This window comes from Pseudomonas sp. LAM2023 (assembly GCF_016620375.1).
In the GTDB taxonomy this organism is placed as follows: domain Bacteria; phylum Pseudomonadota; class Gammaproteobacteria; order Pseudomonadales; family Pseudomonadaceae; genus Aquipseudomonas; species Aquipseudomonas anuradhapurensis.
Window position 1 is genome coordinate 597,415 of sequence record NZ_JAENHV010000026.1, and the last position, 26,233, is coordinate 623,647.

At 63.5% G+C, this 26,233-nt stretch carries 21 protein-coding genes; 4 read left to right on the forward strand and 17 right to left on the reverse strand.

The window, feature by feature from the left end:
* Positions 1-58: 58 nt before the first annotated feature.
* The 16 genes from dnaE to rpsB all read right to left on the reverse strand — a co-directional run bounded on the left by dnaE (position 59) and on the right by rpsB (position 18,623).
* Positions 59-3,583, reverse strand: coding sequence for a DNA polymerase III subunit alpha (dnaE, locus tag JKP78_RS17755; protein ID WP_200627090.1), 3,525 nt, complete (start codon positions 3,581-3,583; stop codon positions 59-61).
* A gap of 454 nt (positions 3,584-4,037) precedes the next feature.
* Positions 4,038-4,661, reverse strand: coding sequence for a ribonuclease HII (gene rnhB / locus JKP78_RS17760; RefSeq protein WP_170028656.1), 624 nt, complete (start codon positions 4,659-4,661; stop codon positions 4,038-4,040).
* A 1-nt stretch (position 4,662) separates the two neighbouring features.
* A complete protein-coding gene (gene lpxB / locus JKP78_RS17765) occupies positions 4,663-5,790 on the reverse strand; it encodes a lipid-A-disaccharide synthase (RefSeq protein ID WP_200627091.1) in 1,128 nt (375 codons plus the stop codon).
* Between the two features lies 1 nt (position 5,791).
* Complete coding sequence (gene lpxA, locus JKP78_RS17770) at positions 5,792-6,568, reverse strand: acyl-ACP--UDP-N-acetylglucosamine O-acyltransferase (protein WP_170028654.1); 777 nt, start codon at positions 6,566-6,568, stop codon at positions 5,792-5,794.
* Positions 6,565-7,005, reverse strand: coding sequence for a 3-hydroxyacyl-ACP dehydratase FabZ (fabZ, locus tag JKP78_RS17775; RefSeq protein ID WP_028634990.1), 441 nt, complete (start codon positions 7,003-7,005; stop codon positions 6,565-6,567). The genes lpxA and fabZ overlap by 4 nt, the downstream gene beginning before the upstream one ends.
* Positions 7,006-7,119: 114 nt before the next feature.
* Positions 7,120-8,175 carry a UDP-3-O-(3-hydroxymyristoyl)glucosamine N-acyltransferase gene (gene lpxD / locus JKP78_RS17780; RefSeq protein WP_200627092.1) on the reverse strand — a complete coding sequence of 352 codons (1,056 nt, stop codon included), beginning with the start codon at positions 8,173-8,175 and terminating at the stop codon, positions 7,120-7,122.
* A 1-nt stretch (position 8,176) separates the two neighbouring features.
* A complete protein-coding gene (locus tag JKP78_RS17785; protein ID WP_015269197.1) occupies positions 8,177-8,680 on the reverse strand; it encodes an OmpH family outer membrane protein in 504 nt (167 codons plus the stop codon).
* 44 nt (positions 8,681-8,724) lie between these two features.
* Positions 8,725-11,085 (reverse strand): outer membrane protein assembly factor BamA, encoded by a 2,361-nt coding sequence (bamA, locus tag JKP78_RS17790; protein ID WP_200627093.1) that lies wholly within the window; start codon positions 11,083-11,085, stop codon positions 8,725-8,727.
* A 73-nt stretch (positions 11,086-11,158) separates the two neighbouring features.
* The gene (rseP, locus tag JKP78_RS17795) at positions 11,159-12,511 is read right to left on the reverse strand and encodes an RIP metalloprotease RseP (RefSeq protein ID WP_200627094.1); all 1,353 of its coding nucleotides are present in this window, start codon (positions 12,509-12,511) and stop codon (positions 11,159-11,161) included.
* 71 nt (positions 12,512-12,582) lie between these two features.
* Positions 12,583-13,773 carry a 1-deoxy-D-xylulose-5-phosphate reductoisomerase gene (gene ispC / locus JKP78_RS17800; protein WP_170028650.1) on the reverse strand — a complete coding sequence of 397 codons (1,191 nt, stop codon included), beginning with the start codon at positions 13,771-13,773 and terminating at the stop codon, positions 12,583-12,585.
* On the reverse strand, positions 13,770-14,585 hold the full coding sequence (locus JKP78_RS17805; RefSeq protein WP_170028649.1) for a phosphatidate cytidylyltransferase: 816 nt from the start codon (positions 14,583-14,585) through the stop codon (positions 13,770-13,772). Before JKP78_RS17805 ends, ispC begins: the two co-directional genes overlap by 4 nt.
* Entirely contained in the window at positions 14,585-15,340 is a 756-nt protein-coding gene (uppS, locus tag JKP78_RS17810; protein ID WP_170028648.1) for a polyprenyl diphosphate synthase, read from the reverse strand. The genes JKP78_RS17805 and uppS overlap by 1 nt, the downstream gene beginning before the upstream one ends.
* Positions 15,341-15,355: 15 nt before the next feature.
* Positions 15,356-15,913 (reverse strand): ribosome recycling factor, encoded by a 558-nt coding sequence (gene frr / locus JKP78_RS17815; protein ID WP_170028647.1) that lies wholly within the window; start codon positions 15,911-15,913, stop codon positions 15,356-15,358.
* Positions 15,910-16,653 (reverse strand): UMP kinase, encoded by a 744-nt coding sequence (gene pyrH, locus JKP78_RS17820; protein ID WP_003252294.1) that lies wholly within the window; start codon positions 16,651-16,653, stop codon positions 15,910-15,912. The genes frr and pyrH overlap by 4 nt, the downstream gene beginning before the upstream one ends.
* Positions 16,654-16,834: 181 nt before the next feature.
* Positions 16,835-17,698, reverse strand: a complete 864-nt coding sequence (tsf, locus tag JKP78_RS17825) for a translation elongation factor Ts (protein WP_170028646.1) — start codon at positions 17,696-17,698, stop codon at positions 16,835-16,837.
* Positions 17,699-17,885: 187 nt separating this feature from the next.
* Positions 17,886-18,623, reverse strand: coding sequence for a 30S ribosomal protein S2 (gene rpsB / locus JKP78_RS17830; RefSeq protein ID WP_046616139.1), 738 nt, complete (start codon positions 18,621-18,623; stop codon positions 17,886-17,888).
* 415 nt (positions 18,624-19,038) lie between these two features.
* Between rpsB and map the strand changes: the two genes are divergently transcribed.
* The 3 genes from map to dapC are packed head-to-tail and all read left to right on the forward strand — an operon-like array spanning position 19,039 to position 23,794.
* Positions 19,039-19,821 carry a type I methionyl aminopeptidase gene (map, locus tag JKP78_RS17835; protein WP_170028645.1) on the forward strand — a complete coding sequence of 261 codons (783 nt, stop codon included), beginning with the start codon at positions 19,039-19,041 and terminating at the stop codon, positions 19,819-19,821.
* A gap of 43 nt (positions 19,822-19,864) precedes the next feature.
* The gene (locus tag JKP78_RS17840) at positions 19,865-22,567 is read left to right on the forward strand and encodes a [protein-PII] uridylyltransferase (RefSeq protein WP_170028644.1); all 2,703 of its coding nucleotides are present in this window, start codon (positions 19,865-19,867) and stop codon (positions 22,565-22,567) included.
* 30 nt (positions 22,568-22,597) lie between these two features.
* Complete coding sequence (gene dapC, locus JKP78_RS17845; RefSeq protein ID WP_200627095.1) at positions 22,598-23,794, forward strand: succinyldiaminopimelate transaminase; 1,197 nt, start codon at positions 22,598-22,600, stop codon at positions 23,792-23,794.
* Positions 23,795-23,944: 150 nt separating this feature from the next.
* Here the strand turns inward: dapC and JKP78_RS17850 are convergent, their stop codons facing one another.
* Positions 23,945-25,591, reverse strand: a complete 1,647-nt coding sequence (locus JKP78_RS17850; protein ID WP_186689834.1) for a Na+/H+ antiporter — start codon at positions 25,589-25,591, stop codon at positions 23,945-23,947.
* 268 nt (positions 25,592-25,859) lie between these two features.
* Between JKP78_RS17850 and JKP78_RS17855 the strand changes: the two genes are divergently transcribed.
* The gene (locus JKP78_RS17855) at positions 25,860-26,207 is read left to right on the forward strand and encodes an ArsC family reductase (protein ID WP_170028639.1); all 348 of its coding nucleotides are present in this window, start codon (positions 25,860-25,862) and stop codon (positions 26,205-26,207) included.
* Positions 26,208-26,233: the final 26 nt, after the last annotated feature.

Genomic DNA, 26,233 nt, shown 5'->3' on the forward strand with positions numbered 1-26,233 from the left:
TGGCGCCCTACCTTAAGGGATCAGGCGCATTCAGGTCGAGATTAAATTTTTTGTCGGTTCAACGATATTGCAGGAAGACGTTCTCACGTCCGAACTGGTCACGCAGCGCCTGAATCAGCCCATCGGCCGGGTCGATCGCCCACTGCTCGCCGAACTGCAGCATGGCCTTGGCGTCGCTGCCGGTGTATTCCAGGGTGATCGGGCACGCGCCGCGATGACGGGTAATCAGCTCGCCCAGCCATTTCAGCCGGTCGCCCTTGAGCGCTTCGTGCGCCACCTTCAGGCGCAGGCTCTCGGCCAGCTTGGTGCGCGCATCCTCCATGGTCATCACCTGCTTCACCCGCAGGCGCAGGCCACCGGAAAAGTCGTCGTTGCTGACCTCGCCTTCGACCACCACCATGGCGTCGGTCTGCAGCAAGGACTGTGCCGCCATGAAGGCATCGGCAAACAGCGATGCCTCGATGCGGCCGGAGCGGTCATCCAGGGTGACGAAGCCCATCTTGTCGCCTTTCTTGTTCTTCATCACCCGCAGGGCGATAATCATGCCGGCGATGGTCTGGGTGTCGCGCGACGGCTTGAGGTCGATGATGCGCTGGCGGGCGAAGCGGCGGATCTCGGCCTCGTACTCGTCGATCGGGTGGCCGGTGAGGTACAGGCCAAGGGTGTCCTTCTCGCCCTTCAGGCGTTCCTTGAGGGTCAGCTCGCGCACCTTGCGGTGGTTGGCGTAGACGTCGGCGTCAGCGGCGTCGAACATGCCGCCGAACAGGTCGACGTGGCCACTGTCCGCGGTATGGGCAGCCTGCTCGGCGGCCTTGATGGCCTCGCCCAGCGCCGAGAGCAGGGTGGCACGGTTGATGTCGATGTGGGCGTGGTAGGCCTTGATCTCGTCATGGAAGTGCGGCCCGAGGCGGTCCAGCGCGCCACTGCGGATCAGCGCATCGAGGGTGCGCTTGTTGACCCGCTTGAGGTCGATACGCTGGCAGAAATCGAACAGGTCCTTGAACGGGCCGCCCTGCGCACGCGCCTCGACGATCGCCTCCACCGGGCCCTCGCCCACGCCCTTGATGGCACCCAGGCCATAGACGATGCGCCCGTCATCGTTGACGGTGAACTTGAAGTCGGAGAAGTTCACGTCCGGGGCGTCGAGGCGCAGCTTCATGCTGCGCACTTCTTCTACCAGCACCACCACCTTGTCGGTGTTGTGCATATCCGCCGACAGCACCGCCGCCATGAACGGCGCCGGGTAGTGGGTCTTCAGCCAGGCGGTCTGGTAGGACACCAGGCCATAGGCGGCGGAGTGGGATTTGTTGAAGCCGTAACCGGCAAATTTCTCTACCAGGTCGAAGATGTTACCGGCAAGGTCCGCATCGATATTGTTGTTGGCACAACCTTCGATGAAGCCGCCGCGCTGCTTGGCCATTTCCTCGGGCTTTTTCTTACCCATGGCCCGGCGCAGCATGTCGGCGCCGCCAAGGGTGTAGCCGGCCATTACCTGGGCGATCTGCATCACCTGTTCCTGGTACAGGATGATGCCGTAGGTTGGCGCCAGTACCGGCTGCAGGCCTTCGTACTGGTAGTCCGGGTGCGGATAGGCCAGCTCGGCGCGGCCGTGCTTGCGGTTGATGAAGTCGTCCACCATGCCCGACTGCAGCGGGCCGGGACGGAACAGTGCCACCAGTGCGATGAGGTCTTCCAGGCAGTCGGGCTTGAGCTTCTTGATCAGCTCCTTCATGCCACGCGATTCAAGCTGGAACACCGCCGTGGTTTCGGCTTTCTGCAACAGCTCGTAGGTCTTGCGGTCGTCCAGCGGGATGAAGTCGATGTTGACCTCGGGCAGGTTCTTCTTGGCCTGCTCGCGGTTGATGATCTCCATGGCCCACTTGATGATGGTCAAGGTACGCAGGCCGAGGAAGTCGAACTTCACCAGGCCCGCGGCCTCGACGTCGTCCTTGTCGAACTGGGTTACCAGGCCGCCGCCCTCTTCGTCACAGGCGATCGGCGAGAAGTCGGTGAGCTTGGTCGGCGCGATCACCACGCCACCGGCGTGCTTGCCGGTGCCCCGCGTCACACCCTCGAGTTTCAGGGCCATGTCCCAGATCTCGCGGGCGTCTTCGTCGCCCTTGAGGAAGTCGCGCAGGATTTCTTCCTGCTCGTAGGCCTTTTCCAGGGTCATGCCGACTTCGAACGGGATCATCTTCGACAGCCGGTCGGCCAGCCCGTACGACTTGCCTTGCACCCGCGCCACGTCGCGCACCACCGCCTTGGCGGCCATGGTGCCGAAGGTGATGATCTGGCTGACCGCGTTGCGGCCATAGGTTTCGGCCACGTAGTCGATCACCCGGTCGCGGCCATCCATGCAGAAGTCGACGTCGAAGTCGGGCATGGAAATACGTTCAGGGTTGAGGAAGCGCTCGAACAGCAGGTCGTAGGCCAGCGGGTCGAGGTCGGTAATCTTCAGCACGTAGGCCACCAGCGAGCCGGCACCCGAACCACGGCCCGGGCCGACCGGCACGCCGTTGTTCTTGGCCCACTTGATGAAGTCCATCACGATCAGGAAGTAACCGGGGAAACCCATCTGGATGATGATGTCCAGCTCGAATTTCAGGCGGTCCAGATAGACCTGGCGCTTTTCTTCGTAGTTGGGCGTGGTTTCCTTCGGCCACAGTACCGCCAGGCGCTCTTCCAGGCCTTCGTGGGAGACGTGACGCAGGTAGTCGTCGATACCCATGCCATTGGGCGTGGGGAAGTCGGGCAGGAAGTACTTGCCCAGCTGTACCTGGATATTGCAGCGCTTGGCGATCTCGACGGTGTTGGCGATGGCGTCGGGCAGGTCGCTGAACAGCTCGGCCATTTCCTCGGCCGATTTCAGGTACTGCTGGTCGCTGTACATCCTTGGGCGGCGTGGGTCGTCGAGGGTCCAGCCCTCGCCGATGCATACCCGCGTTTCATGGGCGTCGAAGTCCGACTGCTTGATGAAGCGCACGTCGTTGGTTGCCACCAGCGGGGCCCCGAACTTGTCGGCCAGGGCCACGGCAGCATGCACGTACTCTTCGTCGCGGGCGCGGTTGGTGCGCTGTACTTCAACGTAGAAGCGCTCGGGGAACATGCCCATCCAGCCCTGCAGCAGGGCCGCGGCTTCTTCGTCCCTGCCCGCCAGCAGGGCCATGCCGATGTCGCCTTCCTTGCCTGCGGACAGGGCGATCAGGCCCTCGCTGGCCGGGGCGATCCAGTCACGCTGGAGGACTACCAGGCCATTGCGCTGGCCGTCGGTCCAGCCGCGCGAAATGAGTTCGGTGAGGTTGCGATAGCCCTTGGGGTTCATGGCCAGGAAGCAGATACGCGACAGCGGTGCTTCCGGGTCGTCCCCGGCCAGCCACAGGTCGGCGCCGCAGATCGGCTTGATGCCGGCGCCCATGGCGGTCTTGTAGAACTTCACCAGCGAGCACATGTTGCTCTGGTCGGTGATTGCCACCGCCGGCATGTTCATCCCGGCCAGTGCCTTGGCCAGCGGCTTGATCCGCACCAGGCCGTCGACCAGCGAGAATTCGGAGTGGACGCGCAGGTGAACGAAGGGAACCGACATGGAAGATCCTGTAGCAGTGCTGAACGACAAGGGCGGGATTGTAGCGTAAATGAGCCGAGATTTTCGGTTGCTTTGCAGCCTATCGCGACACAAGGCGCTGCAGCGCTGGCGTTGTATCTGTGGGAGCGGATATACCTGCGGAGCAGGCTACGCGATGGCTGGCACCGGCTGTGCCGGTGATCGCGGCTGAAGCCGCTCCTACAGGTACAGCGCCGACTGTAGGAGCGGATTTATCCGCGAAGCAGGCTACGCGGTGGCTGGCACCGGCTGTGCCGGTGATCGCGGCTGAAGCCGCTCCTACAGGTACGGCGCCGACTGTAGGGGCGGATTTATCCGCGAAGCAGGCTACGCGGTGGCTGGCACCGGCTGTGCCGGTGATCACGGCTGAAGCCGATCCGGCGAGCCAGCGCACTACTTCTGGCAACAACCTTGGGCCACAAAGCGGGCCCCGGGGTCAGATCAGCGAAGCCGTGACGCCTTCGCGCGCATCCCAGGCCGCCCGCACCGGGGCAAAGGAACGCCGGTGAATCGGCGTAGGCCCCAGCCGCGCCAGGGCCTCGAGGTGCACCGGTGTCGGATAGCCCTTGTGCCCGCCAATGCCGTAACCCGGATAGATCAGCTCGAATGCGCTCATTTCGCGGTCGCGGGTGACCTTGGCCAGGATCGAGGCTGCAGCGATGGCGGGCACCTTGGCATCACCTTGTACGACCGGCGCCGAAGGCACCGCCAGTTTCGGGCAGCGATTGCCATCGATAAGCGCCAGTTTAGGCGTCACGTGCAACCCTTCGACTGCGCGCTGCATGGCCAGCATGGTGGCGTGGAGGATGTTCAGCCGGTCGATCTCCTCGACCTCGGCGCGGGCGATGCAGAAGCTCAGGGCCTTTTCGCAGATCTCATCGAACAGCGCCTCGCGCCTGGCTTCGGTGAGTTTCTTCGAATCGTTCAGGCCGAGGATCGGGCGCGCCGGGTCGAGGATCACCGCCGCCGTCACCACCGCGCCGCATAGCGGGCCACGGCCCACCTCGTCGACGCCGGCGACAAGGTCTTCGACCAGGTTGAAGTCCAGTCCAATCTGCATGTCAACGGTCCTTGAGCAGGGCCAGTACCGCCTCGGCCGCCTGGTTGGAGGCGTCGCGGCGCAAGGTGCGGTGAATTTCGTCGAAGCGCTCGGTCTGCTGGCTGCCATCGGCTACCAGTGGCGCCAGGGTATTGGCCAGCGCTTCGCTGGTGGCGTCGTCCTGCAACAGCTCGGGCACCAGCGCACGCTGGGCGAGCAGGTTTGGCAGCGACACATAAGGGCTTTTTACCAGCCGCTTGAGAATCCAGTAGGTCAACGGCGCCAGGCGGTAGGCCACCACCATCGGGCGCTTGTACAACAACGCTTCGAGTGTAGCGGTACCCGAAGCGATCAGCACCGCGTCGCAGGCGGCCAGGGCCTGGTGCGACTGGCCATCGAGCAGGGTCAACGGTAGCTGGCGCCCCTCAAGCATCTGCTCGATCTGGGCGCGTCGTGCGGCATTGGCACAGGGCAACACGAAATGCACGCCCGGAACCTGCTGGCGCAGCCGTTCGGCCGCATCGAGGAACAATGCCCCCAGGCGCACGACTTCGCCGCCGCGGCTGCCGGGCATCAGTGCCACCAGCGGCCCCTCGCCCACGCCCAGCTCGGCGCGCGCCGCCGGGCGGTCGGCCTCAAGCGGGATGGTGTCGGCCAAGGGGTGGCCAACGAAGCGCACCGGCACACCCTTTTCCTCATAGAAGCGCGCCTCGAACGGCAACAGCGTGAGCATCAGGTCGCAGCCTTGGCGAATCTTCAGCACACGCTTCTGCCGCCAGGCCCACACCGAAGGGCTGACGTAATGCACGGTCTTGATACCGGCCTGGCGCAGTTTCAACTCGATGTTGAGGGTGAAGTCGGGGGCATCGATGCCGATGAACACATCGGGTCTTTCGCCAATCAGGGTCTCGATCAGCAGCTTGCGGCGCTTGAGCAGCTCACGCAGGCGCCCCAGCACTTCGACCAGGCCCATGACCGCCAGGCGCTCCATGGGAAAATAGGATTGCAGCCCTTCGGCTTCCATCAGCGGGCCGCCAACGCCGATGAACCGCACGTCAGGGTGGCGTGCCTTGAGGGCACGCATCAAGCCTGAACCAAGGATGTCGCCGCTGGCCTCACCTGCGACCAAGGCTACGCAAAGCTGGGCCATGTCAGCGGGTGATGCCGCGGGCAGAGGTCACGATCGACTGACGGAACAGCTCGACCTCAGGGTGCTGGGCAGCCAGTTCGTGCAGTTCCTTGAGCGCGTCTTCGACGGTCAGGCCCTGGCGATAGACGATCTTGTAGCAACGGCGCAGCACATGGATCACCTCGTCGCTGAAACCGCGCCGGCGCATGCCCTCGAAGTTCATGCTGCGCGCTTCCGCCGGGCTGCCGAACACGGTGACGAAGGCCGGTACATCCTTGCCGATCGCCGTGCCCATGCCGGAAAACGCGTGGGCACCGATATGGCAGTACTGGTGCACCAGGGTGTAGCCGGACAGAATCGCCCAGTCGCCCACGTGCACATGGCCGGCCAGCGCCGTGTTGTTGACCAGGATGCAATGGTTGCCGATGACGCTGTCGTGGCCGATGTGGGCATAGGCCATGATCAGGTTGTGGTCACCCACGGTGGTTTCCGCGCGGTCCTGGATGGTGCCGCGGTGGATGGTCACCCCTTCGCGGATGACGTTGTGGTCACCGATCACCAGGCGCGTCGGCTCACCCTTGTACTTGAGGTCGGGTGTGTCTTCGCCGATCGAGGAAAACTGAAAGATACGGTTGTGCTTGCCGATGCGGGTCGGCCCTTTGAGCACAACATGCGGGCCGATAACGGTGCCCTCCCCGATTTCCACATCGGGGCCAACGATCGACCAGGGGCCGACCTCGACGCCATCGGCCAGCTTGGCCGAGGGATCGATAATGGCCCGAGGATCAATCGAATTCATAGGGAGCGTTCCGCGCAGGTGATCTCGGCCGAGCAAACCGGCTTGCCGTCGACCAGCGCACGGCACTCGAACTTCCAGATCATGCTCTTGCGGCTGAGGAACTTCGCCTCCAGCACAAGCTGGTCACCCGGCAGTACCGGTTGACGGAAACGCAGTTTGTCGGAACCGACGAAGTAGTACAGGGTACCGTCGGCAGGCTTGGCATCCAGCATCTTGAAGCCGAGGATGCCGGCGGCCTGGGCCATGGCTTCGATGATCAGGACGCCCGGCATGATCGGGTGCGCCGGGAAATGGCCATTGAAGAACGGCTCGTTGATGCTGACATTCTTGTAGGCACGAATGCTCTGGGCCTCGTAGTCCAGATCCGTCACGCGGTCCACCAGCAGGAACGGGTAACGGTGAGGCAGGTATTCGCGAATCTCGTTGATGTCCATCATTTCGGGGGGGAAGCCTGTAATAAGAATAGGGAGCGCAGGTGCTGACCACACGCTCCTTTTGCAATCCAAAGAGGAGCCAGCTAGCGACTGTTCACTCTTGCTCAGGGAATGGTATCAGCCTTCTGATGTCGGCTGGCCACCTGAGGTCACGGTATCGACGCGTTTTTCCAGCTGCTGGAGACGCTTGGCCATGTCGTCCAGGTGGCGGATACGCGCGGCGCTCTTGCGCCATTCAGCCAATGGCTGCATGGCAGTGCCGGAAGAATAGGCACCCGGTTCGGTGATTGAACGGGTCACCATGGTCATTCCAGACACGAAAACGTTATCACAGACATCGATATGCCCCACCATGCCGACACCGCCGGCAATGGTGCAATGCTTGCCGATGCGGGTACTGCCGGAAATGCCGACGCAGGCGGCCATGGCCGTATGCTCACCGATCTGCACGTTGTGGGCGATCTGGATCTGGTTGTCGAGCTTGACCCCGTCAGCGATGCGCGTGTCCGACAACGCACCACGGTCGACCGCAGTGTTGACGCCGATTTCCACGTCGTCACCGATGGTCACGCCGCCAATCTGGGCGATCTTGCGCCACACGCCCTTCTCGTTGGCAAAGCCGAAGCCTTCGCCGCCGATCACCGCACCCGACTGGATGACCACGCGCTTGCCGATGGTCACGTCATGGTACAAGGTCACCCGTGGCGCCAGCCATCCACCTTCGCCGATCACGCAACGGGCACCGACCACGCAGTGCGCGCCCACGCTGACATTGGCGCCGATGCGCGCGCCGCTCTCGATGACCGCGAACGGCCCGATGCTGGCGCTGGCATCCACCTGCGCGTCCTCAGCCACCACGGCGCTGGGATGAATACCCGCCACAGCCTTGGGTTTGGGGTCGAACAGGTGGGAAATGCGCGCGTAGGCGAGGTACGGATCGGCGACGATCAGAGCATTGCCGGCAAAGCCTTCGGCGTCCGCCGCCTTGAGCAGCACCGCGGCCGCCTGGCTGTGGTCCAGGTATTTGCGGTACTGCGGGTTGGCGAGGAAGCTCAACTGACCGGGGCCAGCCTCCTGCAAGGTGGCCAGCCCGGTAATCTGCAGCGCCTCGGGCCCCTTGAGGGTAGCGCCGAGGGCCTCGGCCAGCTGGCCTAGCGTCATGGTCACGGTCATATCAACGGGCTTGGTTCATGCGCTCGATGACTTGGCGGGTGATGTCGTACTGAGGTTTGACATCGATGACCGCACCGCGCTCGAGGACCAGGTCGTAACCACCTTTCTTGATCACTTCCTCGACAGCGCCATCCAGCTTCGGCTTCAGCTGCTTGAGCATGTCGCGGTCGGCAACGGCCTTGGCTTCGTTCAGTTCCTTGGACTGGAACTGGAAGTCACGGGCCTTCTGCTTGAATTCGAGCTCCAGGCGCTCACGCTCCTGCTGCTGCATCTTGTCGCCACCTTTGATCAGGCGATCCTGGATGCCCTTGGCGCTGCTTTCCAGGCTTTTCAGCTTGGTCAGTTGCGGGCCGAACTTCTTCTCGGCATCCACCGCGTATTTCTTGGCGGCGTCCGATTCCAGCAGGGCCATCTGATAGTTCAGGACGGCAACCTTCATTTCGGCGAAAGCCGGGGTGGCGACCAGCGCCGCGGCCACTACGGCCAGTTGAGTCAACTTACGCACGATGCACTCCTGGATAAACCGTTGTCATTAAGCGAGGGCCGACCTCAGAAGGTCTGGCCCAGAGAGAATTGGAACACCTGCGTGTCGGCATCGTCCGGCTTCTTGACCGGCATCGCCAGGCTGAAGCTCAACGGGCCCAGTGCAGTAATCCAGGTCACGCCCAGGCCGACCGAACTGGCCATGCCCGAGAACCCGACCTTCTCGCAATCAGGCTGGTTGCCGCAATTGGTGTCGAACACGTTACCCACGTCCCAGAACACGGAGGTGCGCAGCGAACGCTGGTCCTTGACGAACGGCAGCGGGAACAGCAGCTCGACACCGCCTTGCACCAGCACGTTACCACCGAACGGCAACGGATCCTGGTCCGGGTCGGCGATGGTACCAGGCTTGCCACCGTTGGCCTCGCCACGGCTTGGTGTACTGCGCGGGCCCAGGCTGCTGTCCTTGAAGCCACGCACGGAGTTGAAGCCACCGGCGAAGTAGTTCTCGTAGAACGGCAGGCCCGAGGTGCTGCCATAACCGTCACCGTAGCCCAGCTCGGTGTGCAGGCGCAGGGTGTAGTCGTTGGTGATCGGCTTGAACAGCTGGCCACGGTAGTCGAGCTTGAAGAACGACAGGTCGCTGCCCGGCACGGTGGACTCAAGGGTCAGGCTTTGCGAGTGACCACGGGTCGCCAGCACGCCTTTGTTCAGGGTCGATTCCGACCAGCCGATCGAGGCCTTGAAGTTGAGGAAGCTGTCGCCTTCCTGTTCGAGGAAGTCGAAGATCTCGTCAACGGTGTACTTGCCGGTCTTGATCTTGTCCTGCTGCACGCTCAGGCCATAGGTCAGGCGCGAAGTTTCGCTGATCGGGTAGCCCAGGCTGACGCCGGCACCGTAGCTGTCCACCGCATAGCTGGCCACGTCGACGTCGAGGTCATCGTAGTCGGTGCTGCGGTAGAAGGCGTTGTAGCCCAGGCTCACGCCATCGGCAGTGAAGTAGGGGTCGACGAAGCCGAAGTTGTAGCGGGTCTGGTATTCCGAACGGGTCAGGCCGATCGACACCTTGTTACCGGTACCGAGGAAGTTGCTCTGGCTGATCGAACCACCGAGGATCAGGCCGGCGCTCTGGGCGAAACCGACGCTGGCGGTGATCGAGCCGGAAGCCTGCTCTTCCACGCTGTAGTTGACGTCGACCTGGTCATCGGTGCCCGGCACCGGCGGCGTCTCGACGTTGACTTCCTTGAAGAAGCCCAGGCGCTCCAGGCGGGTCTTGGACTGGTCGATCAGGTAGGTCGAGGCCCAGCCACCTTCCATCTGGCGCATTTCGCGGCGCAGCACTTCGTCTTCGGTCTTGGTGTTGCCGCGATAGTTGATGCGGTTGACGTAGGCACGCTTGCCCGGGTCGACCACGAACATGATGTCGACGGTGTGGTCTTCATCGTTCGGCTTCGGCACGCCGTTGACGTTGGCGAAGGTATAGCCTTCGTTACCCAGGCGACGGGTAATCAGGTCGGAAGTGGTGGTCATCACCTTGCGCGAGAATACCTGGCCTGGCTGCACCAGCAGCAGCGACTTGACCTGGTCTTCCGGCACCTTCAGGTCACCCGACAGCTTCACGTCGCGGACGGTGTACTTCTCGCCCTCGTTGATGTTGACGGTGATGTAGACGTGCTTCTTGTCCGGCGTGATGGACACCTGGGTGGAGGCGATGTCCATGTTGATGTAGCCGCGGTCCAGATAGTAGGAACGCAGGCGCTCCAGGTCACCGGAGAGTTTTTCGCGGGCATACTTGTCGTCGTTCTTGAAGAACGACAGCCAGTTGGTGGTCTTCAGCTCGAACAGCTGCGCCAGGGTCTCGTCGTCGAACACGTTGTTGCCAACGATGTTGATGTGCTGGATGGCGGCGACGGTACCTTCGTTGATCTTGATCTTCAGCGCCACACGGTTGCGCGGCTGCGGCACCACCTCGGCGTCGACTTCGGCCGAGTAGCGGCCCTGCGCCACGTACTGACGCTGCAGCTCGTTACGCACGCCTTCGAGGGTGGCGCGCTGGAAGATCTCGCCTTCGGCCAGGCCGGACTGCTTCAGGCCCTTCATCAGGTCTTCGGTGCTGATCGCCTTGTTGCCTTCGATCTCGATGCTCGATACCGATGGGCGCTCAACCACGTTGATGATCAGGACATTGCCATCGCGGTTCAGCTGGATGTCCTGGAAGAAGCCGGTCTTGAACAGGGAACGGGTCGATTCCACCAGGCGGCGGTCATCGGCCTGGTCACCGACGTTCAGCGGCAGCGCACCGAACACACTGCCGGCGGAAACCCGCTGCAGGCCGTTGACGCGGATATCGGAGATGGTGAAGGACTCGGCGTGAACTTCAGCGATCATCAGTGCGGACATGACCGCAGTTAGCAGCAGACGTTTCATGAAGTCCTTTTATTCCAACTGGCAATAAACAACCCGCCGCGACAAAACGGCGGGTTCGCAATTGAGCGAAGCTTTATAGTCGACCCAGATCGTTGATCAGGGCGAGCAACATCACCCCTATGACCAAACTGATACCGATCTGGACCCCCCAACCTTGCACCCGATCCGACAGCGGACGACCGCGCGCCCACTCGACCAGGTAAAACAGCAAATGCCCCCCATCCAGAACCGGGATGGGCAGCAGGTTAAGAACCCCCAGGCTTATGCTCAGGTAGGCCAGGAAATTCAGGAAATCCCCCACGCCGGACTGGGCTGAAGCGCCCGCCACTTTAGCAATGGTTATCGGTCCACTCAAGTTTTTTACCGAGAGCTCCCCGAACAGCATTTTCTTCAGCGATTCAAGGGTCAGGACGCTCATGTTCCAGGTCCGCGACAAGCCCTCACCCACCGCGTCCAGCGGGCCGTAGCTGACTTCGCGGAGCATGTTGGCAGGCCACTCGCCAGCTTTTACCCCGGCACCAAGATAGCCGCCAGCAGCCTTGCCCTCGCCCTTGCGCGCCAGGGTCACCGGCAGCTCCAGGGCAGCGCCGTCACGCTCGACACGCACCACGACCTTGGCTTGCGGCCGGGCGCGCACGGCATCGACCACCTGCTGCCACTCGCTCACGGCAATACCGTCGAGGGCCAGCAGCTTGTCACCGGTTTTCAGGCCGGCAGCGGCAGCCGGCCCCTTCGGATCGATTTCGGCCAGCACCGGCACGATCGCCGGGCGCCAGGGCTGCAGGCCGAGGGACTGGATCGGGTCCGGTTCGTCGGCCCCCTTGAGCCAGCTGTCCAGTTTCACCTGCAGCTGGCGCTCGGCAGTGGCGCCCTCGTCACGTACGCCTACCTGCAGGGTGCCGCTCTCGCCCAGGCGCCGGACCAGCTGCAGGTTGACCGCCGACCAGCCATTGGTCGGCTTGCCATCGATGGAGACGATTTCCTGACCTGCGGTCAGGCCTGCCGATGCTGCCAGGCTGCCCGCTTCGACGGCACCGATCACCGGACGGACCTGCTGGGTACCGAGCATCGCCAGCACCCAGAAGAACAGGATGGCCAGCAGGAAGTTGGCCACCGGGCCGGCTGCGACGATGGCGATGCGCTGGCGCACGGACTTGCGGTTGAACGCCTGGTCGAGCAGCGCCGGCGGCACCTCGCCCTCGCGTTCGTCGAGCATCTTGACGTAGCCACCCAGCGGAATCGCCGCGACCACGAACTCGGTGCCATGGCGATCATGCCAGCGCAGCAACGGCGTGCCGAAGCCTACCGAGAAGCGCAGCACCTTGACCCCGCAGCGACGTGCCACCCAGAAGTGGCCGAATTCATGGAAGGTGACCAGCACCCCCAAGGCCACGAGGGTGCCGATAATCATGTAGAGCGCTGTCATATCCATCTCCGAATGATGTTCAGCGGGCCGGCGTCATGCCCGGCCCCCTCATGAACCGTGGTGGGCCTGCATCAGCGAGCGTGGCGCCTCAGCCATTCACGGGAAAGCTCCCGGGCACGCTGGTCGGCGGCGAACACCGCGTCCAGCGACGGCAGCGGCACGACGGGCTCCTGATCGAGCACCTGTTCGATCATACGCGCGATCTCCGGGAAGCGGATACGCCGTTGGAGAAATGCCTCGACCGCGACCTCGTTGGCGGCATTGAGCACGGCTGGCGCGCTGTTGCCGGCCTCGGCAGCCTGCCGCGCCAGGCGCAGGCAAGGGAAGCGCTGTTCGTCGGGCGCCTGGAAATCCAGACGGGCGATGGCGAACAGGTCCAGCGGGGCCACCCCGGAGTCGATCCGCTCGGGCCAGGCCAGGGCGTTGGCAATCGGCGTGCGCATGTCCGGGTTACCCAGCTGCGCCAGTACCGAGCCGTCCACGTAGTCCACCAGGGAGTGGATCACGCTTTGCGGATGCACCACCACCTCGACCTTGGCCGGCGCCGCATCGAACAGCCAGCAGGCCTCGATCAGCTCCAGGCCCTTGTTCATCATGCTGGCGGAATCCACCGAAATCTTGCGCCCCATGGACCAGTTGGGGTGCGCGCAGGCCTGCTCCGGGGTGACATCCAGCAGCGCCTCGACGGGCGTTTCGCGGAACGGGCCACCCGAGGCGGTCAGCAGGATCCGGCGCACGCCGACGGCATTCAGGCCACGCGCGTAGTCACCCGGCATGCACTGGAAGATCGCGTTGTGCTCGCTGTCGATCGGCAGCAGCACAGCGCCACTGCGGCGCACCGCGTCCATGAACAGCGCGCCGGACATCACCAGCGCCTCCTTGTTGGCCAGCAGCACCTTCTTGCCCGCCTCGACCGCGGCCAGGGTGGGACGCAAGCCGGCAGCACCGACGATGGCCGCCATCACGGCGTCGACTTCCGCCGCGCAAGCCACCTGGCACAGCCCGGCCTCGCCTTCCAGCACCTCGGTGGCGCAACCCGCCGCAGCCAGGCCTTCGCGCAGACGCACGGCCGCCTCGGCCACCGGCACCACGGCAAACGCCGGGCGATGGCGCAAACACAGGGCCAGCAACTCGTCGATACGCGAATAGCCGCTCAGGGCGAACACCTGATAGCGGTCGGGATGGCGCGCGATGACATCCAGCGTGCTCAGGCCGATGGAGCCAGTGGCGCCGAGCACGGTAATGCGCTGCGGACGGCTCACATCACACCCCATTCCGCAGCCCACAACAGCACGGCGAAAATCGGGATGGCAGCCGTCAGGCTGTCGATGCGGTCCAGCACCCCGCCATGGCCGGGCAGCAGGTTGCTGCTGTCCTTGATGCCGGAACGGCGCTTGAACATGCTTTCGGTCAGGTCACCGACCACCGACGACATGACCACCAGCGCGGCACCCAGCAGGCCCAGCAGGATCTGCCCGACGCTCCAGTCGCGGCTGATGCCGACCACCGCCGTGATCGCCAGGCTGACCGCCAGGCCGCCATACACGCCTTCCCAGCTCTTGCCCGGGCTGACCTGCGGGGCCAGCTTGCGCTTGCCAAAGGCACGACCGGAGAAATACGCACCAATATCGGCGGCCCATACCAGCACCATGACCGACAGGATCAGCCAGTTACCCAGCGACCAGTGCTTGAGCAGCACCAGGCCCTGCCAGGCCGGCAGCAGCACCAGCAGGCCGATCAGCAGCCGGCAGGCGGCACTGGCCCACAGCTCGCTGCTGCGCGGGTAGGTCAGCACCAGCCATGTGGCCAGCCCCCACCAGATCACCGCAGCGCCGAGCACCCAGGGCGCCAGCTCGGGGAGGATATACAGCAGCATCAGCGCCCCGGCGACCACCACGGCATAGGCGATGCGCAGCGGCTGCGCCATCAGCCCGGCCAGGCGTGCCCACTCCCAGGCGCCGAGGGTTACCACAAAGCCGATGAACAGGGCGAAATCCCCGCCATTGAGCAGGAAGAAGCCACCCAGCGCGATCGGCAGCAGGATCAGCGCGGTAATGATGCGTTGTTTAAGCATTAAGCACGAGCTCCAGCCTCGACCTGCTCGCTGGTCTTACCGAAGCGGCGCTGGCGCGAAGCGAAATCGGCCAGGGCGTTGCGCATGGCCTCGTGTTTGAAGTCCGGCCAGTACAGGTCGGAGAAATACAACTCGGCGTAGGCCAGCTGCCACAGCAGGAAGTTGCTGATGCGGTGCTCACCACCGGTGCGGATGCACAGGTCCGGCAGCGGCAGCTCGCCGGTTGCCAGGCACGCCTGCAGCAGGCCCGGGGTGATGTCTTCCGGGCGCAGGTGCCCGGCTTGCACTTCCCGCGCCAGCCGCTGGGCGGCCTGGGCGATGTCCCACTGGCCACCGTAATTGGCCGCGATCTGCAGGATGAAACGGTTGTTGCCGGCGGTCAGTGCCTCGGCCTCGCGCATGGCAGCCTGCAGCTCCGGGTGGAAACGCGAACGGTCACCGATGATACGCAGGCTGATGTTGTTCTCGTTCAGCCGCCTGGCCTCGCGACGCAGGGCCGAGAAGAACAGCTCCATCAGCGCACCGACCTCTTCGGCGGGGCGCTGCCAGTTCTCGCTGGAGAACGCGAACAGGGTCAGCACCTCGACCCCGGATTCGGCACACACTTCGATGACCGCGCGAACGGCGTCGACACCCGCCTTGTGCCCGGCAACGCCGGGCAGCAGGCGTTTTTTCGCCCAGCGGTTGTTGCCATCCATGATGATCGCGACATGACGCGGCACCGTGGACGGCACCGCTGGCTTGGTCTTTTCCATTAAAAAACCCCGGCCTTAGACGGCCATCAGGTCCTTTTCCTTGGCTTTGAAGGCAGCATCGACTTCGGCAACGAACTTGTCGGTCAGCTTCTGGATCTCGTCAGCGGCGCGACGCTCTTCGTCTTCGCTGATTTCCTTGTCCTTGGTCAGCTTTTTCAGGTCGGCCAGGGCATCGCGGCGCACGTTGCGCACAGCGACCTTGGCATCCTCGGCAACGCCGCTGGCCTGCTTGGTGTAGCCCTTGCGGGTTTCCTCGGTCAGGGCCGGCATCGGCACACGAATGGTGGTACCGGCGCTGGACGGGTTCAGGCCCAGGTCGGAGGTGAGGATGGCCTTCTCGATGGCAGCGCTGAGGTTCTTGTCGTGGGCGACGATCTTCAGGGTGCGGGCATCTTCGACGGTGATCGCGGCCACCTGGTTCAGCGGCATCTCGCTGCCCCAGGCCGGGACCTTGACGCTATCCAGGATGCTTGGGTGAGCGCGACCGGTGCGGATTGCCGCCAGGTTGCGACCCAGGGCCTCGAGGGACTTGGTCATGCGCTCCTGCGCGTCTTTCTTGATGTCGTTGATCATGCTTGGCCTTCCTCGATCAGAGTACCTTCAGCGCCACCCACCACGATGTTCAGCAGGGCGCCAGGCTTGTTCATGTTGAATACCCGCAATGGCATCTTGTGGTCACGGCACAGGCAGATTGCGGTCAGGTCCATTACACCCAGCTTGCGATCCAGCACCTCGTCGTAGGTCAGGTGATCGAATTTCTCGGCGTGCGGGTCCTTGAATGGATCGGCAGTGTACACACCATCGACCTTGGTCGCCTTCAGCACCACGTCGGCATCGATTTCGATGGCGCGCAGGCAGGCCGCGGAGTCGGTGGTGAAGAACGGGTTGCCGGTACCGGCGGAGAAAATTACCACATCCCCGGAGTTGAGGTGGCGAATAGCTTTGCGACGATCGTAATGATCGGTGACACCGACCATGGAAATGGCCGACATGACCAGGGCCGGGATGTTCGAGCGCTCCAGCGCGTCGCGCATGGCCAGGCCGTTCATCACGGTGGCCAGCATGCCCATGTGGTCACCGGTGACACGGTCCATGCCGGCTGCGCTGAGCGCGGCACCGCGGAACAGGTTGCCACCGCCGATCACCAGGCCGACCTGGACACCGATGCCTACCAGCTGGCCAACTTCGAGGGCCATGCGATCCAGCACCTTCGGGTCGATCCCGAAGTCTTCCGAGCCCATCAGGGCCTCGCCGCTAAGTTTGAGCAAAATGCGTTTATAGCGAGGTTGGCGACCACTCACCTGCTGAGCCATTGCGAGTCTCTCCTGCGGCGTACTTTTAGAAAATTCGTGCGGGCTGTTTTCAGCCTGCTAACTGTAGCGTGGCACCGCTTCGGTGCCAGCGAAGAGGGAGTCGGATAAACCCCTCTCCGTTTTGACAAAGAGGCTGCGCGCGTGAGCGGGCAGCCTCTTTGGGGCGACAGACGGGGCTGTCTTACTGCTTGGCAGCAGCAACCTGAGCGGCAACTTCTTCAGCGAAGTTGTCGACTGGCTTCTCGATGCCTTCGCCGACCTTGAAGTAGGTGAAGGAAACGATTTCAGCACCGGCTTTCTTGGCCAGATCGCCAACCTTGACTTCCGGGTTCATGACGAAGGCCTGCTCGACCAGCGAGGCTTCGGCCAGGAACTTCGAGATACGACCTTTGATCATGTTCTCGACGATGTTTTCCGGCTTGCCGGCGATCTTGTCAGCGTTCAGCTGCAGGAATACGCCCTTCTCGCGCTCGATGGCTTCGGCCGAAACTTCCGACGGCAGCAGGAACTCAGGGTTCGAAGCTGCAACGTGCATGGCGATGTTCTTGGCCAGCTCGACGTCGCCGCCTTTCAGGACAACGGCAGCGCCGATCTTGTTGCCGTGCAGGTAGGCACCGACCACGTCACCTTCAACGCGCACCAGGCGACGGATGTTGACGTTTTCGCCGCACTTGGCGACCAGCGCTTCACGCGCAGCTTCACGCGAAGCGATCAGCGGAGCGGCGTCGGTCAGCTTCTGGGCGAAGGCTTCTTCGAGGCTGTCGGCTACGAAAGCCTTGAAGTCGTCTTGCAGGGCCAGGAAGTCGGTCTGCGAGTTCACTTCCAGCAGGACGGCGGATTTACCGTCGGTCTTGACGGCGATAGCGCCTTCAGCAGCGACGTTGCCAGCCTTCTTGGCGGCCTTGATGGCGCCCGAGGCACGCATGTCGTCAATGGCTTTCTCGATGTCGCCGCCGGCCTTTTCCAGGGCCTTCTTGCAATCCATCATGCCTTCGCCGGTACGCTCGCGCAGTTCTTTGACCAGCGCTGCAGTAATTGCTGCCATTTCAAAATCCTCTTGGAAAGTTTTTCAACCATTCCACCCGTTGCTCACGGGCGTTCAATTCTGCAAATCCACTGTGTCTATCTCAGCAGGGCCCATGATGCGGGGCCGATGCTGACAGCAGGATTTCAAGGTGGCAAAAAGGGGGCAGAGCCCCCTTTTTGCGTGCCAAGTCGACGCTAGCGTCTAATTACTCGGCAGCAGGTGCAGCCGCTTCTTCAGCGTAAACTTCGGTGCCGCCGGCAACGTTGTTGCGGCCACGGATGACTGCGTCAGCCATCGAAGTCATGTACAGCTCGATAGCGCGGATGGCGTCATCGTTACCTGGGATGATGTAGTCAACACCTTCCGGGCTGCTGTTGGTATCGACAACGCCGATAACCGGGATGCCCAGTTTGTTGGCTTCGGTGATCGCGATGCGCTCGTGATCAACGTCGATAACGAACAGAGCGTCAGGCAGACCGCCCATGTCCTTGATACCGCCCAGGCTGCGATCCAGTTTTTCCAGGTCGCGGGAGCGCATCAGGGCTTCTTTCTTGGTCAGCTTGGCGAAAGTGCCGTCTTCGGCCTGGGTTTCCAGGTCGCGCAGACGCTTGATCGAAGCGCGGATGGTCTTGTAGTTGGTCAGCATGCCGCCCAACCAACGGTGGTCAACGTATGGCGAACCGCAACGAGCAGCTTGCTCGGCGACGATCTTGCCAGCGGAACGCTTGGTGCCGACGAACAGGATCTTGTTCTTGCCCTGGGCCAGGCGCTCTACGAACGCCAGGGCGTCGTTGAACATCGGCAGGGTTTTTTCCAGGTTGACGATGTGGATCTTGTTGCGCGCGCCGAAAATGTACTTGCCCATTTTCGGGTTCCAGTAACGGGTCTGGTGGCCGAAGTGCACACCGGCCTTCAGCATATCGCGCATGTTGACTTGGGACATGATAGTTCCTTGATAAGTCGGGTTGGGCCTCCACGTATCCCAATGACCAACCCGCGAATTCTGCAACTCGGGGCACCCAGGTCATCGTGTCGACACGTGTGTGGGTTAAGTACTGACGGGGTCGTCCCCGAAAGCGGCGCATTTTATACCACAGACAGCGGCCGAACGGAACCCGGATACTGTTGCGTCCGTCAGCGGCTTTTGCAGCCCCTCGCCAAACAGGCAAGAATGGCCCCATGGAGAGATGGCAGCGTCCACCAGGGTAACGCAGTTCCCCTGGGCGCTGGGTTGCCGGCGATGGGCTGCACGGCAGCCCAATTCTCCGATGTTATCCCGACCGATCGGCGCCCTGCTCTGCTAGAATCCGGCCTTTCCCGTTTGTTCGCGCCGCATGCGGCGCTGTAGAGAGCCTGTAATGACCGTCACCATCAAGACCGCAGAAGACATCGAGAAGATGCGCATCGCCGGCCGCCTGGCCGCCGAAGTGCTGGAAATGATCGAAGAACACGTCAAGCCCGGTGTCACCACCGAAGAGCTGGACCGCCTGTGCCACGACTACATCGTCAACGTCCAGCAGGCCATCCCGGCGCCGCTCAACTACAAGGGCTACCCGAAGTCGATCTGCACCTCGATCAACCATGTGGTCTGCCACGGCATCCCCAACGACAAGCCGCTCAAGGACGGTGACACGCTGAACATCGACGTCACCGTGATCAAGGACGGCTACCACGGCGACACCAGCCGCATGTTCCATGTCGGCACCGTGCCGGTATGGGCCGAGCGCCTGTCCAAGGTCACCCAGGAGTGCATGTACAAGGCCATCGAGCTGGTCAAGCCGGGCTGCCGCCTGGGCGACATCGGTGAAGTGATCCAGAAGCACGCGGAAAAGAACGGTTTCTCGGTGGTACGCGAGTTCTGCGGGCACGGTATCGGCAAGGTGTTCCACGAAGAGCCGCAGATCCTGCACTACGGCCGCGCCGGCACCGGCATGGAGCTGAAGGAAGGCATGACCTTCACCATCGAGCCGATGATCAACCAGGGCAAGGCCGACACCAAGGTGCTGGGCGACGGCTGGACCGCCATCACCAAGGACCGCAAGCTCTCGGCCCAGTGGGAACATACCCTGCTGGTGACCGCGACCGGCTACGAGATCTTCACCCTGCGCAAGGACGACACCATCCCGCGCACCTCGGCCTGAGCGTACTCAGCCAACGGCCACCCCTCGACAGGAACCTGACGCGATGCCCCAGGTGGATCCCGAGCTGTTCGACCGCGGCCAGTTCCAGGCGGAACTGGCCCTCAAGGCGAGCCCCATCGCCGCCTTCAAGAAGGCCATCCGCCAGGCCGGCGAGGTGCTCGACAGGCGTTTTCGCAGCGGCGGCGAAATCCGCCCGCTGATCGAGGCCCGCGCCTGGCTCGTCGACAATATCCTGCAACAGGCATGGAACCAGTTCGACTGGGGCGACCACAGCGGCATCGCACTGGTCGCGGTCGGCGGCTACGGGCGCGGCGAGCTGCACCCGCATTCGGACATCGACCTGCTGATCCTGCTGGGCGCCGCCGAACACGAGCAATACCGCGACGCCATCGAACGCTTTCTCACCCTGCTGTGGGACATCGGCCTGGAAGTGGGCCAGAGCGTGCGCACCGTCGACGAGTGTGCCGAGCAGGCCCGCGCCGACCTGACGGTCATCACCAACCTGATGGAAAGCCGCACCATCGCCGGCCCCGAGGCCTTGCGCCAGCGCATGCTGGAGGTGACCGACACCACGCACATGTGGCCGAGCAAGGACTTCTTCCTGGCCAAGCGCGCCGAGCTCAAGGCCCGCCACCACAAGTACAACGACACCGAGTACAACCTCGAACCCAACGTGAAAGGTTCGCCCGGTGGCCTGCGCGACATCCAGACCGTGCTCTGGGTGGCCCGCCGCCAGTACGGCACCCTCAACCTGCATGCGCTGGCCGGCGAAGGCTTTTTGCTGGAAAGCGAGAACGAGCTGCTGGCCTCTTCCCAGGACTTCCTGTGGAAGGTGCGCTACGCCTTGCACATGCTGGCCGGGCGCGCCGAGGACCGCCTGCTGTTCGACCACCAGCGCAGCATCGCCGCGCTGCTGGGCTACAGCGACGACAACCCCAAGCGGGCGATCGAGCAGTTCATGCAGCAGTACTACCGGGTGGTGATGAGCATCAGCCAGTTGTGCGACCTGATCATCCAGCACTTTGAAGAAGTGATCCTCGCCGATGACGACAGCGGTACCACCCAGCCGCTGAATGCACGCTTCCGCCTGCATGATGGCTATATAGAAGCCACCCGGCCGAACGTGTTCAAGCGCACCCCGTTCGCCATGCTGGAAATCTTCGTGCTGATGGCCCAGCACCCCGAGATCAAGGGCGTGCGCGCCGATACCGTGCGCCTGCTGCGCGAACACCGGCACCTGATCGACGACACCTTCCGCACCGATATCCGCAATACCAGCCTGTTCATCGAGCTGTTCAAGTGCGAAATCGGCATCCACCGCAACCTGCGGCGGATGAACCGCTATGGCATCCTCGGCCGCTACCTGCCGGAATTCGGCCTGATCGTCGGGCAGATGCAACACGACCTGTTCCACATCTACACGGTCGACGCGCACACCCTCAACCTCATCAAGCACCTGCGCAAGCTGCAGTACACGCCGGTGTCCGAGAAATTCCCGCTGGCCAGCAAGCTCATGGGGCGCCTGCCCAAGCCCGAGCTGATCTATCTTGCCGGGCTGTACCACGACATCGGCAAGGGCCGCCAGGGCGACCATTCCGAGCTGGGCGCGGTGGATGCGCAGAAGTTCTGCGAACGTCACCAGTTGCCGGCCTGGGACAGCCGCCTGATCGTCTGGCTGGTACAGAACCACCTGGTAATGTCGACCACCGCCCAGCGCAAGGACCTGTCCGACCCACAGGTGATCAACGACTTTGCCCTGCACGTGGGCGATGAAACGCGCCTGGACTACCTCTACGTGCTGACCGTGGCCGACATCAACGCCACCAACCCCAGCCTGTGGAACTCGTGGCGTGCCAGCCTGCTGCGCCAGCTGTACACCGAGACCAAGCGCGCGCTGCGCCGCGGCCTGGAAAACCCGCTGGACCGCGAGGAGCAGATCCGCCAGACCCAGTCCGCGGCGCTGGACATCCTGGTGCGCGAGGGCACCGACCCGGACGACGTCGAGCAATTGTGGGCACAGCTGGGCGATGACTACTTCCTCAAGCACACCGCCGCCGACGTGGCCTGGCACAGCGACGCGATCCTGCAGCAGCCGGCCGACGGCGGGCCACTGGTGCTGATCAAGGAAACCACCCAGCGCGAATTCGAAGGCGGCACGCAGATCTTCATCTACGCCCCCGACCAGCACGATTTCTTTGCCGTGACGGTGGCCGCCATGTCGCAGCTGAACCTGAACATCCACGACGCGCGGATCATCACCTCGAGCAGCCAGTTCACCCTCGACACCTACATCGTGCTGGACAACGATGGCGGCTCGATCGGCGACAACCCGCAGCGGGTCAAGCAGATTCGCGACGGCCTGACCGAAGCGCTGCGCAACCCCGAGGACTACCCGACCATCATCCAGCGCCGGGTGCCACGCCAGCTCAAGCACTTCGACTTCCCGCCGCAGGTGACCATCCTCAACGATGCCCAGCGGCCAGTGACCATCCTCGAGATCACCGCGCCCGACCGCCCAGGCCTGCTGGCCCGGCTCGGGCGGATCTTCCTGGAATTCGACCTGTCGCTGCAGAATGCCAAGATCGCCACCCTTGGCGAGCGGGTGGAGGACGTGTTCTTCATCACCGACGCCGACAACCAGCCGCTGTCCGACCCACAGCTGTGCAGCCGCCTGCAGGAGGCCATCGTCCAGCAGCTGCAGGCCGGCCAGGCCAGCGATACCAGCCCGACCCGCGTGACTTTTTAACGACTAGACGATTGACGAGACCTTGCGCCGATGAACCATGCCCTGACCCAGCTTCAGCCCTACCCGTTCGAGAAACTCCGCGCCCTGCTGGGCAGCGTGAAGCCGGCGGCGGACAAACGCGCCATCGCCCTGTCGATCGGTGAGCCGAAGCACGAATCGCCGGCGTTCGTCGCCCAGGCCATGGCCGACAACCTCGACAAGCTGGCGGTCTACCCCAGCACCATCGGCCTGCCCGCCTTGCGCCAGGCGATCGGCCACTGGTGCGAGCGTCGCTTCGGCGTGCCGGCCGGCTGGCTGGACGCCGAGCGCCACATCCTGCCGGTCAACGGCACCCGCGAGGCGTTGTTCGCCTTCACCCAGGCCGTGGTCAACCGCGCCGATGACGGCCTGGTGGTCAGCCCCAACCCGTTCTACCAGATCTACGAAGGTGCAGCACTGCTGGCTGGTGCCACCCCGCACTACCTGCCGTGCCTGGAGAGCAACGGTTTCAACCCCGATTTCGACGCCGTGCCGGCCGAGGTGTGGCAGCGTTGCCAGGTCCTGTTCCTGTGCTCGCCGGGCAACCCCACCGGCGCGCTGGTGCCGATGGCCACCCTGAAGAAGCTGATTGCCCTGGCCGACCAGCACGACTTCGTGATCGCCGCCGACGAGTGTTACAGCGAGCTGTATTTCGACGAAGACGCCCCGCCACCGGGCCTGCTGACTGCCTGTGCGGAACTCGGCCGCAGCGATTTCAAGCGCTGCGTGGTGTTCCACAGCCTGTCCAAGCGCTCCAACCTGCCGGGCCTGCGTTCGGGCTTCGTCGCCGGGGATGCCGAGATCATCAAGCCGTTCCTGCTGTACCGCACCTACCATGGCTGCGCCATGCCGGTACAAACCCAGCTGGCCAGCATTGCCGCCTGGCAGGACGAGGCGCATGTGCGCGAGAACCGCGACCAGTACCGCGCCAAGTACGATGCCGTGCTGGATATCCTGCAGCCGGTGCTGGACGTGCAGCGCCCGGATGGCAGCTTCTACCTGTGGGCCAAGGTACCGGGTGGCGATGCCGAATTCACCCGTGACCTGTTCGAGGCGCAGCATGTAACGGTGGTGCCGGGGTCGTACCTGTCGCGCGAAGTGGATGGGGTGAACCCGGGCGCCGGGCGCGTGCGCATGGCGCTGGTCGCGCCGCTGGCCGAGTGCATCGAGGCGGCGGAGCGGATTCGCGAGTTCCTGCAGAACCGCTGATTCGACAGGGCCCGTACAGTTCTTGAGTGTTGTGCAGTAGCGGTGGGAGCGGGTTTACCCGCGAACACCGGCACAGCCGGTGCCATTCACCGCGTCGCCTGATTCGCGGGTAAACCCGCTCCCACAGGGCCGCAAAGCGGCCCCTGCGGTCTACTTGACCGATCCCAGGTTCGCCTCGCTCAAGTCCAGCTCGCCCAGCACCTGGCGCACCACCTCGTCACCCACCAGGTGCTGACGATGCAGGTTGTACAGCTCCAGCCGCTGCGCCCGCAGCGCGCGCAGGCGCAGACGTCGCTCCAGCAGGTCCATCTGTTGCGCCAGGGCCTTGGCTTCGGCGCTGTCGTTGTAGCTGTCCAGCTCATCCCGGTATTCCGCCATCAGGCGCGCCTTGAGTTCGGTCGCCAAGGTCGCCTGGGCGGCATCCTGCGGCGCGGTACTGTCGATCACCTCCTCTGCCTCCAGGGCGTGGATCGCCGCCTCGGCAGTACGCCGCCAGGCCTCCTGCACTTCCTGGTGCAAGCGCTCGTCCGGGCTCTTGGTCACCCCGCGCAGCAGCAGCGGCAGGCTGATACAGGCGGTGATCAGCGACAGCAGGATCACCCCGGCCGCGATGAAGATCAGCAGGTCACGCTCGGGGAACGCCTTGCCCGCTTCTATCAGCAGCGGGATCGACATCACACCGGCCAGGGTGACCGCACCGCGTACGCCGCCCAAGGTCAACAGCCAGCAGGAGCGCGCCGTGGGCATCAGTACCAGCGCTGGCTTGCCGCGCCAGCGCCGGACCACGCCGATCGAGCGCCAGATGCTCTGCACCCAGATGAAGCGCAGCAGGATCAACGCGGCGAAGATGGCCACCACATCCAGGCAACGCCAGGCCAGGGTCGGCCATACGGTGGCCTCATGGCTGACCACGGCCTTGATGATGTCGGGCAATTGCAGGCCCAGCAGGAGGAAGATCAGGCCATTGAACGCAAACTCCAGCAACGACCAGACACTGCGGTTGAGCAGGCGCGTACTGGTCTGCCGGGGCAGCAGGTCGAGCCAGCTCTGCATCATGCCGGCCGCCACCGCCGAGAGGATGCCCGACACGCCGAGGCGCTCGGCCAGCACGTAGGCGGCGAACGGCAGCAGCAACATGAACACCACGTGGGTGGCCGGGTCGTCCCAGCCGCGGGCGATCATCCACGCCCGCAGGCGGCCGATCAGCCAGCTCAGGGCGACACCCACGGCAAGGCCGCCGAGGGCGACCAGGACGAAGCTGAAGCTGGCATCGGTCAACGAGAACACCCCGGTGATCGCTGCCGCCAGGGCGAACTTGAAGGTCACCAGGCCGGACGCATCGTTCATCAGGGCCTCGCCTTGCAGCATGTGCATCAGCGGGGTGGGCAGGCGGTCCTGGGCAATGGCCGACACTGCCACGGCGTCGGTCGGCGACAAGACTGCCGCCAGGGCGAAAGCCACTGGCAACGGAATGCCAGGCAGCAACCAGTGGATGAAATAGCCGGCCCCGACCACAGTGAACAACACCAGCCCCACGGCCAGTGCCACCACCGGCCCGCGGATGCGCCACAGCTCGCGCTTGGGAATGCGCCAACCGTCGGCGAACAGCAAAGGTGGCAGGAACAGGAACAGGAACAGTTCGGGGTCCAGGGCCACATGCAGGCCCAGCGTCGGCCAGGCCAGCAAGGCACCAGCGGCAATCTGCACCAGCGGCAGGGGCAGCGGAATCATGCGACCGACCAGCTTCGACACGCTGACCAGCGTCAGCAGGATGAGGACGGTATAGGCGGACTGCATCCGGGAAGGCTTCCTTTGTGAATCAAGATCGACAGCAGGGCGAGAGAGCGCCATTGAAACAACATGTTAGCGGGGTAACGGGAAACGAGACCGCTGCACGATAGTCGCAGGTGAGGGATGAATATGTAACATGATGAGACGTGGGGCGCATGCGCTACAGCCCCAAGGCATGTTCCCCCGTGGCGCTCAAAGGATGGTTCCCGCATAATCCCGCGACTGATATTCGAAAATGGAGAGATTGGGGCAGCCTGTGGCCTCAATGTACACAATGACCTACACGCTCTACGGCATCAAAGCCTGCGACACCATGAAAAAAGCGCGTACCTGGCTCGACGAAAAAGCCATCGCCTACGAATTTCACGATTACAAGACCCAAGGCATCGACCGTGACAGCCTGAACCGCTGGTGCAACGAACACGGCTGGGAAATCATCCTCAACCGTGCCGGCACCACGTTCCGCAAGCTGGACGACGCCAGCAAGGCCGACCTCGACCAGGCCAAGGCCGTCGAATTGATGCTGGCCCAGCCGTCAATGATCAAGCGCCCGGTGCTCGACCTTGGCACGCGCACCCTGGTCGGCTTCAAGCCAGACCTTTACGCCACTGCCCTGGCCTGAGCCCCTACCCTATTTCGCACGAGGTA

Coding starts and splice junctions, on each gene's coding strand:
- rseP (WP_200627094.1), bottom strand. CDS start 12,511: ATGACAGCGCTCTACATGATTATCGGCACCCTCGTGGCCTTGGGGGTG.
- tsf (WP_170028646.1), bottom strand. CDS start 17,698: ATGGCAGCAATTACTGCAGCGCTGGTCAAAGAACTGCGCGAGCGTACC.
- JKP78_RS17840 (WP_170028644.1), top strand. CDS start 19,865: ATGCCCCAGGTGGATCCCGAGCTGTTCGACCGCGGCCAGTTCCAGGCG.
- frr (WP_170028647.1), bottom strand. CDS start 15,913: ATGATCAACGACATCAAGAAAGACGCGCAGGAGCGCATGACCAAGTCC.
- JKP78_RS17855 (WP_170028639.1), top strand. CDS start 25,860: ATGACCTACACGCTCTACGGCATCAAAGCCTGCGACACCATGAAAAAA.
- bamA (WP_200627093.1), bottom strand. CDS start 11,085: ATGAAACGTCTGCTGCTAACTGCGGTCATGTCCGCACTGATGATCGCT.
- lpxD (WP_200627092.1), bottom strand. CDS start 8,175: ATGACCGTGACCATGACGCTAGGCCAGCTGGCCGAGGCCCTCGGCGCT.
- dnaE (WP_200627090.1), bottom strand. CDS start 3,583: ATGTCGGTTCCCTTCGTTCACCTGCGCGTCCACTCCGAATTCTCGCTG.
- JKP78_RS17850 (WP_186689834.1), bottom strand. CDS start 25,591: ATGCAGTCCGCCTATACCGTCCTCATCCTGCTGACGCTGGTCAGCGTG.
- rnhB (WP_170028656.1), bottom strand. CDS start 4,661: ATGCAGATTGGACTGGACTTCAACCTGGTCGAAGACCTTGTCGCCGGC.
- lpxA (WP_170028654.1), bottom strand. CDS start 6,568: ATGAATTCGATTGATCCTCGGGCCATTATCGATCCCTCGGCCAAGCTG.
- fabZ (WP_028634990.1), bottom strand. CDS start 7,005: ATGATGGACATCAACGAGATTCGCGAATACCTGCCTCACCGTTACCCG.
- dapC (WP_200627095.1), top strand. CDS start 22,598: ATGAACCATGCCCTGACCCAGCTTCAGCCCTACCCGTTCGAGAAACTC.
- JKP78_RS17805 (WP_170028649.1), bottom strand. CDS start 14,585: ATGCTTAAACAACGCATCATTACCGCGCTGATCCTGCTGCCGATCGCG.
- map (WP_170028645.1), top strand. CDS start 19,039: ATGACCGTCACCATCAAGACCGCAGAAGACATCGAGAAGATGCGCATC.
- uppS (WP_170028648.1), bottom strand. CDS start 15,340: ATGGAAAAGACCAAGCCAGCGGTGCCGTCCACGGTGCCGCGTCATGTC.
- rpsB (WP_046616139.1), bottom strand. CDS start 18,623: ATGTCCCAAGTCAACATGCGCGATATGCTGAAGGCCGGTGTGCACTTC.
- pyrH (WP_003252294.1), bottom strand. CDS start 16,653: ATGGCTCAGCAGGTGAGTGGTCGCCAACCTCGCTATAAACGCATTTTG.
- lpxB (WP_200627091.1), bottom strand. CDS start 5,790: ATGGCCCAGCTTTGCGTAGCCTTGGTCGCAGGTGAGGCCAGCGGCGAC.